This is a genomic window from Paenibacillus thermotolerans, assembly GCF_028745515.1.
Lineage (GTDB): Bacteria > Bacillota > Bacilli > Paenibacillales > YIM-B00363 > Paenibacillus_AE > Paenibacillus_AE thermotolerans.
Genome location: NZ_JAQZSG010000023.1, coordinates 81,661 through 92,213, shown reverse-complemented (window position 1 = coordinate 92,213; position 10,553 = coordinate 81,661). Strand labels below are relative to the sequence as shown.

Below are 10,553 nucleotides of genomic sequence, written 5' to 3'. Positions count from 1 at the left end.
TCGGGACTTTCACCCTAGAGATGACGCCCATGCTGGGCGTACATAGAAAAGCCGCCCCTGCTCATCAAGGCGGCTTACATGCTTATTCCTCGAATCGGATGAACTGTTCGGAATGATTTCTAATATAGCCGCCTATCGCCTTCAATGCAGCCGGAGAAGCTTCATTGAACTTGTCGTACAACGGTTCCATCGCGGCAAGCAGCGCCGGGTTCCCGTCAAGGTCGTTATAAGCCGCGGCAAACCGGTCCAAGCTTCGCGGAAACCGTTCCGGGTCCAGCAGCTCCTCTATGCTGTCCAATAGATGAAGCATCGTTTCGGCGCCGAATACGTTCAACGAAGCTTTGATCGCCGACCAGGCTTTCGGCTGCGCCAAGTAATACGCGCTCCACCAGTAAAACTCAGGCAACGATTTACTTGCATGATTATAATACGCATTAAACATAAACAAAGCTTGCTGCCCCGGCGTCAGCCCTTCGTAAACCTGTTCCTTTACCGCCAAACTTTTCCCTCGAATCTTCGGAATTACCGGATCAAAACAAACGGCCCCGAGAGCGGTATCCTCCAACGCGGCAAACTTCATACTACTCATAGATACGAACAACGCATGAATCACTCCTTAGATTTCATATTATACATAAATTGGCACATACCGTCATCTCCGTTGAAACCAAACCTGCCGGCTGTCGTATATACAGTTATAAAAATCAAATGTTTACGGGAGGCCATAAGATGTCCATATTCAAACGATTGCGCGACTTGACCCTTTCCAATGTTTACGCCCTGATCGAGAAGGCGGAGGATCCGATCAAGCTGACGGACCAATATATCCGCGATATGCAGGATGACTTGGAGGACGCCGAGAAAGCGGTAGCGCAGCAAATCGCGCTGGAGAAAAAATTTAAGCTTCTGTACGAAGAACAAGCCGCACTCGTCGAAAAGCGCAGCGAACAAGCGCATACGGCCGCGCAAGCGCAAAACATCGACCTGGCAAGACGCGCGCTGGAAGAGAAAAAGGCCGCCGAGCAAAAGATGGCCGAATACAAAGCCAGCTATGAGCAAAACAAGGCGCTGGCGGACAATTTGCGCAGCAAGCTTGAAGAAATGCGCAAGCAGCTGACGGAGATGAAAAACAAGCGCGAGACGCTTGTCGCCCGATACAACGCCGCCAAGGCGCAGAACGAAATCAACAAAGCGATGGCCGGCTTCGGTTCGGATACTGCGGCGGCGGGCTTGAAGCGGATGGAAGAAAAGATGCTTCAGATGGAGGCGCAAGCGGAGGCGAGCAACGAAATGACCGCCAAGGGCAAGTCGCTTGACGAGGAATTCGCGGAGCTGAACAAAGACAAAGCCGTCGAAGACGAGCTGGCCGCGTTGATGAAGCAATACGAGAAGCAATGACCGATAACTGCAACAAAGCTTAAGCATTCCCGCCTGTGCCGTGCTGTTCGCTCACCAAACACGCACAGGCGGTTTTCCTTTTTATTCTAGATCCGCTGGAGGCGTTACGATGTCATTGATCGATCTGGCCCGAATTCCCGTGTGGACGGGCGCCGGCGCTGTGCTGCTGTTTATATTGATGTACTTGGACTCTTTATTTACCCGATATCACGATCTCCAAGAAATAAAAGAAGGCAACATGGCGGTAACGACGCGATTTGTCATGAAGCTGTTGGCCCAAGCCTACATCCTTGCTCAATCAATTGCGAAATCGAGCGATATGTGGGAAGCGTTGCTGATCTCCGTCATTTCGTTTATCCTGCTGCTTATTTTGGAATGGATCGCCCGGCTCGTCCTGTCGGCGTCGATGCGGCTGCAGCTGGAGAAGGGCATCCATGAAGGCAAGGTCGGGTACGCTCTCGTGGCGGGCTCGCTTCATCTCGCCGGCGCGTTGATTATCGGAGCGGTATAAACCACACGCTAAACCAAGCAATAAGGAGCGGCATCTCTTATGAGCATATTCAAACGAATTAAAAACATCATCAGCAAACCGGCGCCTCCCGTACCCGAGAAGAGCATTCTGACGATCGGGCCGGGCGACGTTTGCGAAGTGTCGCTGGTTACGTATCAGGTTACGGGACGCACCCAAAACCGCGATCGCAACGCAGTCGTGCTGACGCTCCAGGACGGCGCGGACATCCGTTACCTGGTCGTCGAGGACCGCGAGAAAACAATCTTCGCGCTGTATTCCCCCATCGACGGCCGGCTCGATTCCATCGATGAAGTGCCGACAACGATTGAGTTGGATGACCGCACCTATCACATGGAGGAGCATTACTCGGGAACGATCGCCTCGGTCGGCAAGACTCCGTTCATGCAAGGCGGAGAGCAGTATGTATGGCAATATCAATCGGACAACCTGAAGCTTCTCCGCATCGAATGGCAGAACGGCCGTTTCATGCTGTACGAGGGCGAGCATGTGCTTCCGGCCGACGTACGCGTTTTACGGGGAGTCTAGGGGAGGCGGTTCATATGAAACGATGGCTGGACCGAGGGATCAAGCAGCTGTTGATTCTCAGCTTGATCGTCCCTCTTCTCGCCGCATGCGGTATCACGGACACAATACAAGAACAGTACCCGCTGGAATCCGTCGGCGGCTCCGGCAATCAAACCTCTTATGTATATCGGGCATCCGGCCAGAGCGTTCCCGAGGTTGCGAACGCGTTAATCGAACAGCGGCGGCCGCAGCAGCAATCCGCGGAAGACACGCAGCGTATGTTCCTCGTCTACTCCGACGAGATCGTTCAGCTGCAGCAAGACCCCGAAGCGCCTGAAGACACGCTGATCGAGGTAGATTCCAAGGAATACGTCCGGAACAACTACAGCCCCGGCTTCCTGGAAGGATATTTGCTTGCTTCTGTAATCGGCGATTTGTTCGATCACGGACGGTACGGCGGCGGAAAATATAGAGGCTATACCTCTAAAGACGTGTATACGCCGCAAGGGAAATACCGGACGCCGACGATCGACGACAAAAAGATGGCTCCGCCGATGACGGTGGAACGGTCCGGTTCCATATTCCGGCGGTCCAAAGACGCAAGCTCGACGATCGCCGGCGGAAATTCGCCGTCCGCAGCTCCCTCCCCCTCCACCGGCAAAATCATCCGCGGAGGAAGCGGCAGCAGCAGCGACAACGGCAAAAGCGGCGGCATATTCACGAAGCCGAAAAAATATAAACCGCCGAAGATCAGTAAAAGAATCGGAAAAATCGGCAGGCGACGATAACGCATCATACGTCAAGAAAATCCCCTTGGTATTTCGAGTTCATACCAAGGGGGATTTTTTATTTCAGCTATCGAAGATAATCGACCAGCGCCTGCTGCAGCGTTCCCTTTGTCACCGCTCTATTTTCGAAGGTTAGCCCGAGTTGAATCATCGTCTTTACGATTGTAGAACGAATTCCGGTAATGACGGCCGTACAGCCCATCATCTTGACACCGTCCAGCGTGTTCAAAAACACTCGAATGTTATCGGAATCCATTTCCGCCGTACCGGACAGATCGAAAATAATCGTTTCAATGCCGGTCGTTCCGATTTCGTGCAGCACTTTATCTTGAATCGTATACAGCCGCGGCAAATCTAGGGTCCCGATCAACGGCAAAATGGAGATCGACGGCGTCAAAGGTATAATGGGAACGGACAAGCCCTCAACCATCTCCCTCTGCATCCGGATCAGGTCGTCCTTATATTGGGAATAGCTGATGAAGAAGTTGTTCAAAAATTGGTCGATCAGCTCGTTGATCGTTTTCTCCAGCGCGTAAATATACTCGCCGTCGTTTAAAGTTCCGCTCAGTCTGGAATAGTTGTAGAGAAAGTCCCACAGCACCCTCCGAATCGCTTGAATCCATTCCAGCTTAAAGGCTAACGTCAACGAAACCTTCGCCCAGGCGACTCCTTCCGCTCTGGCGAACGAAATCAACTCGGTGTGCTTTTCATCCACCACGTAGAGCACCAGCTTGAGCGCATTCGACAATAGATTGATGTTTCCGACTTCAAGAATTTCGTTGATCTTATCCCGTACGTTAATCGCTTCATTAAGCAGACGCTCTTCGAACTGGGCTTTATTGGACAGGAAAAACTCCTTCATCGTCTGGCTTTCCATAAACTGCAAGTCCATCTTGAACACACCTCGGGTCCGGTATCCTGTTTCCTTCGGAATCGTAATCGTGAACTTCGTTCCTTCCCCTAATCGGCTCTCCACATCGATGCTGCCGTTATGCTGGTAGACAACGGAAAAAACATGGGTAAGCCCCATGCCCGTGCCGTCATCCTTGGTCGTAAAGAACGGCGTTCCGAGCAGGTCGAGCTTCTCTTTCGGAATGCCGCTCCCCGAATCCTGTATGTATATCACCACGTAATCGTCTTGTACCTCATGTCCCAATACGATCGTTCCCTTATCGGGTATAGCTTCGAACGCATTTTTCAACAAATTGAACAACGCTTTTTTCAATTGATTTTTTTTGCCGTACACATAACTATCCGTATCTTTGAAATCCTTGACGATCTGAACCCGATATATTTGATCCTGAAACAAGGGTAACAGGTTTTCAAGCTCGACTGACAAATTAATCGATTCGAAGGGTTCGTCCTCCAAATCCGGCTTGGACACCTGAAGCAGGTTTTGCAGCGTCGTGATCGCATCCTCCAGCTCACGTTCGGCAATTTCAATGTAGGTGGCGTCGTTTTTCTCCTTTAACAATTGCAGAAAGCCCTTGACCGCGGTAAGAGGATTTCTGACTTCGTGCGCAATGCCTGCGGCGATTTGCCCTACAGAAGCCAGTTGACTCAGATGTATATGACTTTTCCGCTCAATCTCTTGCAAATGAATCCTCCGTTCCATCGTTAATGGAGCATATTGCTAAAATAATTATAAACTAATAGAAAATTTTTAAATATATAAAATTAAAGAGGCTTGAGAAAAACGCGACTTAATGCCTAAAAAAAGCTGACGCCCGTCGGTTCCCGTGCATCAGCTTAAATAGATTCAGTTTCATAGCTGTTTCTTCGAAATCATGACCCACAAGCCGACGGCCGGCTCCGGGCCCGGATTGTTGAATTTATGCTTTTGGCCGCTATTGAAATAAATGCTGTCTCCGGTGTCCAGCCGGAATACCCGATCTTCAATAATGACCTCCAACCGTCCTTCTACCACGTAACCGAATTCTTCCCCTTGATGGTTCAGCTGCGGGAAGTGCTTCGCCTCGCCTGGCTGCACGATGAGCTCAAACACCTCTATGCCGTTATCGAGCGCCGGGGACAATATTCTGTAGATGACGTTCGGGTGGAGCATTTTCATCAGCTTCTGGTCTTCCCGCTTCGTGACCTTAACCTCCGAGGAGGTGATCTCTTTAAAGAAGGAAAACACCGGAACGCCGAGGCAATGGCTGATCTTCCACAATGTATCCAACGAAGGGTTCGTCAGGCCGTTTTCGATTTGCGATACCATACTCTGGCTTAACCCGGTTTTCTTCGCCAATTCGTCAACCGTAAGCCCTAGCTCTCTGCGTAACTTTCGAATTTTGGTGCCGATTATCCCTTTGGGAAATTCCATTTGATCGATCTTGGCCATTACTCACGCTCCTAAGCATATTTGCTGATAGTGAGGCGACTATCCCTTCGTTCTCGTCGTCGCACAATCGAACAGAATGCGCGCCCCGATGCTGCTTGTAATATCCTGATGGTCAAAAAGCGGGTTCACTTCAGCAATATCCATGGCGTCAATCTTCGTATACAGCTGGTCCAAAATGTCGAAGCACTGCACCGGAGTGAGTCCACCCGGCTCGTTGGCTCCCGATCCCGGAGCATAAGCGGGCTCCAGTACGTCGATGTCGAACGTAAGGTAGATCGCATCAGCGTCTTTGCACGCTTCCAGTACGCGCTCGACGATCACGTCGGCCGAAGTCCTGTGAATTTCTCTTGCGGAAATTTGGACGATGCCGTTCTCCTTCAAATACTCGGCGTACCAAGGATAGTTGTAGCTTCTAACCCCGAGCTGAATGATGTGTTCCGGACGGATTCTAGGCAGCTCCAGCGCGCGGCGCATTTGGCTGCTTTGCGAAAATTTGCCCTGAACCGGCGAATCGTCCACCAGATCGAGATGCGTATCGAACTGGATAACTGCTACGTTGCCTTTCGTCCGGTCGTGCAGCGCTTTGATGCCCGGGTAGGAAATCGAATGGTCTCCGCCGAGAATGAACGGAAATACGCCTTGATCCAGCAAATCCCCGATCTTCTTCTCCGCATTCGCGAACGTCGCTTCCGTGCTGTAAGCCACAATGTCGATATCGCCGTAATCGATCATCTTCGACTCGTTGAAGTCGATCAGCTCTCTCGTCTCGACGTTGTACACCTTTCCGCCTTGGATGCGGTTCTGCAGCCACTTGGCGTTCTCCCGAATCGCCTGCGGCGCGTAGCGCGCGCCCGGCCGGCCGAGCGATGCGCCCCCGTCCCAAGGAAATCCGACAATACCGAAGTTTTTCGTTGTTGCATTCATAACTCATTACTCGCTTTCTATGATGGATTTCATCTCGAGGTATTCGTGGATGGCGAATTTTTTCTCGAGAATCAGAACAATCGCGATGGAAACGATGACCGTCAGGCCCGCGAGCGCGGTAACGACCGGGTTAATATCCATCGACACGAGCTGATAGATGCGAATCGGCAGCGTAATGGTATTCGTTTGCGCCAAAAAGCTCGTTACCGTATACTCGTCGACCGACACCAGGAACGCAAGCAAGGCGCCGGAAATCATGGCTGGCGTCATCTGCGGCAGCACCACCGTCCTGAACGCGTAGCCGGCTTGAGCGCCATGCACGATCGCCGCTTCCTCCAGCGCCGGATCCATATGGCGAAGCGTTGCGGTCGCGATCCGCACGACGTAAGGGCAAATGACGATCGAATGGGCGAGCACCAAGCTGACCGGGGAAGAAAGAATGCCGAGCGGCACAAATAAAATTAAAAATCCGATGCCCGTCGTTACAAGCGGAACGATGAGCGGCCCCAGGAAGAACGACTCGAGCGCCCCTTTGAAAGGAAGCTTTCCTCTGACGATGCCGACCGCCGCGAACAGCCCGATGACGGCGGCAACCACGGTCGAGCTTACGCCGACGACGAAGCTCAGCCAAACGGACGACCAAATCCGTTCATCCTGAAACAGCTCCTGATAGCGCGCAACCGACCAACCGCCCGCAGGAATCTGAAACATGTTCCCCGATCCGAAGGACACCGGCAGGATGACGAGAATCGGGCTTAGAACGAACAGCATCAAAGCGGCGATAAACGCGTATCCGAGCCATGTTAAGCTACGCTGCATGGTGCCCCCTCCTCTCAAGCATGCCTGCGATGAGCAGCACGATCACGACAATGACGAGCAGCACGACGGAAATCGCGGAGCCGAGCCCGAAGTTTCCGATCGTAATAATCGAATTGTAAGCGACGTTCGAAAGCATTCCGTTGGCGGGTCCACCGAGCATAATCGGCACAAGGAACGTATTCGCGGACAGCGCGAAGGCGATCGAGCCGCCGGCAAATACGCCGGGCATCGACAGCGGGAGCGTCACGAGCCGGAACGTCCGAAGCCGGGAAGCCCCCAGCATCGTCGAAGCCTCGACCAAGCTTTCGTTCAGCTTCTTCAAAGACGTATACACATTCAGCACGATAAAAGGAAGCACGTAATGCACAATGCCTACAATGACCGAGAACGCGGAAAACAAAAGCTGCGGCGCCTCCCCCGAAGGAGACAGTGCCCCGAGAAGCCCGGTAACGGGACCTTCGTTGCTCAGCACGATCAGCCAGCCGTACAGCCGGATCGTTAAGCTCATAAACATCGGCGAAATGATCAGCATGAGCCACATGCCTTGCGATTTCTTCGGCCGCGTGGCGATAAAATAGGCGAGAGCGTAACCGAGTACAAGCGCAATCGCCGTGCTGACGAACGAAATCCACATCGTTCTGCCCAGCACCTTCGTATAAACCGCCGATGAGAATACCCGCTCATAGTTGGTCAGCGCGAAGGCGTCCCCCGCCGTGAGGCTGGACATGAACACCTTCAATAACGGATATAGGAACAATGCGGCCATATAAGCGACCGCGATCCAGCCTAAAACGGTGTAAAACCTTATCATCTTCGGCATGGCGTTCCCTCCTAACTTTCTTTAAAGAAGGCGACGGAGTCCGGAACGAACGAAATCTTAAGTCGCGTCCCCGCCTCGGGCAGCGGCTGAATGAGCCGCGGGACGACGGCCGTCACCGCACTGCCGCCGTAGCCGTCCAGCTGCAGCTGGTACTCCGTCGAGCCGCCTAAGTAGCGGCAATCGACGACCGACGCATCGGACAAGTCGGCTGCTTCGCCGTCAGCGACAACGATCGAACTCGGCCTCAGCAGCACAATCCCGCGGTCTCCCGCTTTGGCGCCTTCGCCGACATGGCCGACCGGCACGCTGAGCGCCCCGATGTTCGCCATGCCGTTATCCGCCAGCACCGCCCCCTCCATCCGGTTCGTATAACCGAAGAAATCGGCGACGAACGCGGTTTTCGGCGAAGCGATAATTTCCTCCGGCGCTCCGAACTGCTCGATGCGGCCCTTATTCAGCACCGCGATACGGTCGGATAAGTACAGCGCCTCGTTCTGATCGTGCGTAACGAATACGGCCGTGAAGCCGAGCGCGCGGTGCAGGCTGCGAATCTCCTTGAGCATCTGCTCCTTAAGCCGCGCGTCGAGGTTGGAGAGCGGCTCGTCGAACAGCATCAGCGCCGGCTCGACGGCGAGCGCCCGGGCCAAGCTGACCCGCTGCTGTTGGCCGCCGGAAAGCTCCTTCGGCTTTCGCTTCGCCAGATGGTCCAGACCGACCAGCTGCAAATATTTCTCTGTTCTTTCCTTAACGGCTTCCTTCGGTTCTTTCTTGGCTTTCAGCCCGTATGCGACGTTATCCCATACGGTCATATGCGGGAATAACGCATATTGCTGGAACACCATGCCGAAATTCCGCTTGTTTGCGGGTGTATGAGTGATGTCGGAGCCGTTAAGCGCGATTTTCCCGCTGTCGGGCTGATTCAGTCCGGCAATCATGCGGAGAAGCGTCGTTTTGCCCGAGCCGCTCGGGCCTAAAAGGGAAAGGAATTGGCCTTCGGCCAATTCCAGGTTCACATTTTCAACGACCGTATTATGATGGTAGCTTTTTTTAATTTGCTGGAGAGACAACGAACCTGTTATTGCGCGGTTGCTTCTGTCCATTGGGTCAGCCATTCCTCTCTCATCGGCAGCAGCTTCGTCCAATCCGGGGCAATCAGCTTCGAAAGGGTTTCTTCGCCGTAGACGACTTTGCTTTGAAGATCTGCGTCGAGCTCCACCGTCTTGTTGGTCGGGCCGTAGAACAGCTCCTTCGCGAACCCTTGCTGCGCCTGAGGCGTCAACGTAAAGTCGATCAGCTTGCGTGCCAACTCTTGATTTTTGCTGCTCTTCATAACGCCCAAGCCGCTGCGGATCAATACGCCGCCTTCCTTCGGCAGCACGAAATCGACCGAGCTTCCGGACTCTTTCATAGCCAGCGCTCTTCCGTCAAACCATGCGGCGGCATGGATTTGCCCCGTGCCGAACAACGATTCCGGCGCCGAGAAGGAAGAGTAATATTGAGCCACCGACGGCGTCAGCTTGCGGAATGCGTCCCATACCGGCTTCATATCTCCGTCCGTGCTTGCGCCCACGGCTTCCGCGGTCAACAGAATGTCCGGAATCCATTGGCTCATTAGCGCTACTTTGCCTTTCAATTCGGGAGCCCACAGGTCGTTCCAAGATTCGGGCTTCTCCATTTTCTCCGGATTGTATGCAATACCCCATGCGCCGAACACATTGACGACGCCGTAAGTCGTACCGCCCTCTCCGTTCAAAATCGCCTGCGGGTACAAATCGCCCCAATGCGAAAACTCGTCTTGCTTCAATTCCGACAACAAACCGGCTTGTCCCGCGTCGATGATGTCGAAATCGTCCAGCTGAACGATATCGATCGCGTCTCCGCCCCCTTGGGAAAGCTTAGCCACTCCGGTGTAAGGAGCGAGCGTTACTTTTACGCCGGGATTTTCCGCCTCGAACGGCTCGATCACATACTTAGCGAACGCTTCGTCGTACGTTCCTCCGAAGGACGTAACGACCAGCTCTTGCTTCTTGGAGCTTGCCCCTCCCGCCTCGGCCTGATCGCCTGCGGCGGAATTATTCGACGACGCGCATCCCGTCAGCGCGGCAAATGAAAATAAAATCGTTGCGGCTAAAGTTCCTATTACTCTACCTTTCTTGTTACCGGGTGTCATAATGCAAGCTCCTCCTTGTTGCGGCACCGCCGTTGTCGTGTCCGGTTGCCTATCGAAAAATTAATTCTACTAATAATAATTCAGAATAATTGATAATTATGCAACTGTCAATTCATAGAGACATGTTTTATGTCCGGATTTCCGAGTCAATTGATGGAAGGGCTGCGGATCGTCCGATTCAGGCAGGCATTCAGCTAACTTTCAGTTTCCCTTCAATTTGATTTAAGGTAGCCCGTGCATAATGAAGTCATGCG

12 protein-coding genes are annotated in these 10,553 nt (G+C 53.1%); 4 read left to right on the top strand and 8 right to left on the bottom strand.

Translation table 11 applies throughout. From position 1 onward, the window contains the following. Positions 1 to 82 precede the first annotated feature (82 nt). Positions 83 to 601 (bottom strand): hypothetical protein, encoded by a 519-nt coding sequence (locus PT964_RS18150; RefSeq protein ID WP_274364774.1) that lies wholly within the window; start codon positions 599 to 601, stop codon positions 83 to 85. A gap of 128 nt (positions 602 to 729) precedes the next feature. On the opposite strand from PT964_RS18150, the gene PT964_RS18145 reads away from it, so the two are divergent. From PT964_RS18145 to PT964_RS18130, 4 genes are all read left to right on the top strand, one after another. Further along, a complete protein-coding gene (locus PT964_RS18145) occupies positions 730 to 1,398 on the top strand; it encodes a PspA/IM30 family protein (protein ID WP_274364773.1) in 669 nt (222 codons plus the stop codon). A gap of 109 nt (positions 1,399 to 1,507) precedes the next feature. Beyond that, complete coding sequence (locus PT964_RS18140) at positions 1,508 to 1,909, top strand: DUF350 domain-containing protein (protein WP_274364772.1); 402 nt, start codon at positions 1,508 to 1,510, stop codon at positions 1,907 to 1,909. Between the two features lie 39 nt (positions 1,910 to 1,948). Then, a complete protein-coding gene (locus tag PT964_RS18135; RefSeq protein ID WP_274364771.1) occupies positions 1,949 to 2,455 on the top strand; it encodes a DUF4178 domain-containing protein in 507 nt (168 codons plus the stop codon). Between the two features lie 14 nt (positions 2,456 to 2,469). Beyond that, positions 2,470 to 3,222 carry a DUF4247 domain-containing protein gene (locus tag PT964_RS18130; RefSeq protein ID WP_274364770.1) on the top strand — a complete coding sequence of 251 codons (753 nt, stop codon included), beginning with the start codon at positions 2,470 to 2,472 and terminating at the stop codon, positions 3,220 to 3,222. Between the two features lie 67 nt (positions 3,223 to 3,289). Here the strand turns inward: PT964_RS18130 and PT964_RS18125 are convergent, their stop codons facing one another. From PT964_RS18125 to PT964_RS18095, 7 genes are all read right to left on the bottom strand, one after another. Further along, positions 3,290 to 4,819 (bottom strand): ATP-binding protein, encoded by a 1,530-nt coding sequence (locus tag PT964_RS18125; protein WP_274364769.1) that lies wholly within the window; start codon positions 4,817 to 4,819, stop codon positions 3,290 to 3,292. A gap of 168 nt (positions 4,820 to 4,987) precedes the next feature. Continuing rightward, on the bottom strand, positions 4,988 to 5,566 hold the full coding sequence (locus PT964_RS18120; protein ID WP_274364768.1) for a helix-turn-helix domain-containing protein: 579 nt from the start codon (positions 5,564 to 5,566) through the stop codon (positions 4,988 to 4,990). 39 nt (positions 5,567 to 5,605) lie between these two features. Next, the gene (locus PT964_RS18115; RefSeq protein ID WP_274364767.1) at positions 5,606 to 6,490 is read right to left on the bottom strand and encodes an agmatinase family protein; all 885 of its coding nucleotides are present in this window, start codon (positions 6,488 to 6,490) and stop codon (positions 5,606 to 5,608) included. Between the two features lie 6 nt (positions 6,491 to 6,496). Further along, the gene (locus tag PT964_RS18110; RefSeq protein WP_274364766.1) at positions 6,497 to 7,309 is read right to left on the bottom strand and encodes an ABC transporter permease; all 813 of its coding nucleotides are present in this window, start codon (positions 7,307 to 7,309) and stop codon (positions 6,497 to 6,499) included. Then, entirely contained in the window at positions 7,299 to 8,129 is an 831-nt protein-coding gene (locus tag PT964_RS18105; RefSeq protein WP_274364765.1) for an ABC transporter permease, read from the bottom strand. Before PT964_RS18105 ends, PT964_RS18110 begins: the two co-directional genes overlap by 11 nt. 11 nt (positions 8,130 to 8,140) lie before the next feature. Further along, positions 8,141 to 9,229, bottom strand: coding sequence for an ABC transporter ATP-binding protein (locus tag PT964_RS18100; RefSeq protein ID WP_274364764.1), 1,089 nt, complete (start codon positions 9,227 to 9,229; stop codon positions 8,141 to 8,143). Then, a complete protein-coding gene (locus PT964_RS18095) occupies positions 9,205 to 10,299 on the bottom strand; it encodes an ABC transporter substrate-binding protein (RefSeq protein ID WP_274364763.1) in 1,095 nt (364 codons plus the stop codon). The genes PT964_RS18100 and PT964_RS18095 overlap by 25 nt, the downstream gene beginning before the upstream one ends. Positions 10,300 to 10,553 lie beyond the last annotated feature (254 nt).

Coding starts and splice junctions, on each gene's coding strand:
- PT964_RS18130 (WP_274364770.1), top strand. CDS start 2,470: ATGAAACGATGGCTGGACCGAGGGATCAAGCAGCTGTTGATTCTCAGC.
- PT964_RS18120 (WP_274364768.1), bottom strand. CDS start 5,566: ATGGCCAAGATCGATCAAATGGAATTTCCCAAAGGGATAATCGGCACC.
- PT964_RS18110 (WP_274364766.1), bottom strand. CDS start 7,309: ATGCAGCGTAGCTTAACATGGCTCGGATACGCGTTTATCGCCGCTTTG.
- PT964_RS18145 (WP_274364773.1), top strand. CDS start 730: ATGTCCATATTCAAACGATTGCGCGACTTGACCCTTTCCAATGTTTAC.
- PT964_RS18115 (WP_274364767.1), bottom strand. CDS start 6,490: ATGAATGCAACAACGAAAAACTTCGGTATTGTCGGATTTCCTTGGGAC.
- PT964_RS18135 (WP_274364771.1), top strand. CDS start 1,949: ATGAGCATATTCAAACGAATTAAAAACATCATCAGCAAACCGGCGCCT.
- PT964_RS18100 (WP_274364764.1), bottom strand. CDS start 9,229: ATGGACAGAAGCAACCGCGCAATAACAGGTTCGTTGTCTCTCCAGCAA.
- PT964_RS18140 (WP_274364772.1), top strand. CDS start 1,508: ATGTCATTGATCGATCTGGCCCGAATTCCCGTGTGGACGGGCGCCGGC.
- PT964_RS18105 (WP_274364765.1), bottom strand. CDS start 8,129: ATGCCGAAGATGATAAGGTTTTACACCGTTTTAGGCTGGATCGCGGTC.
- PT964_RS18095 (WP_274364763.1), bottom strand. CDS start 10,299: ATGACACCCGGTAACAAGAAAGGTAGAGTAATAGGAACTTTAGCCGCA.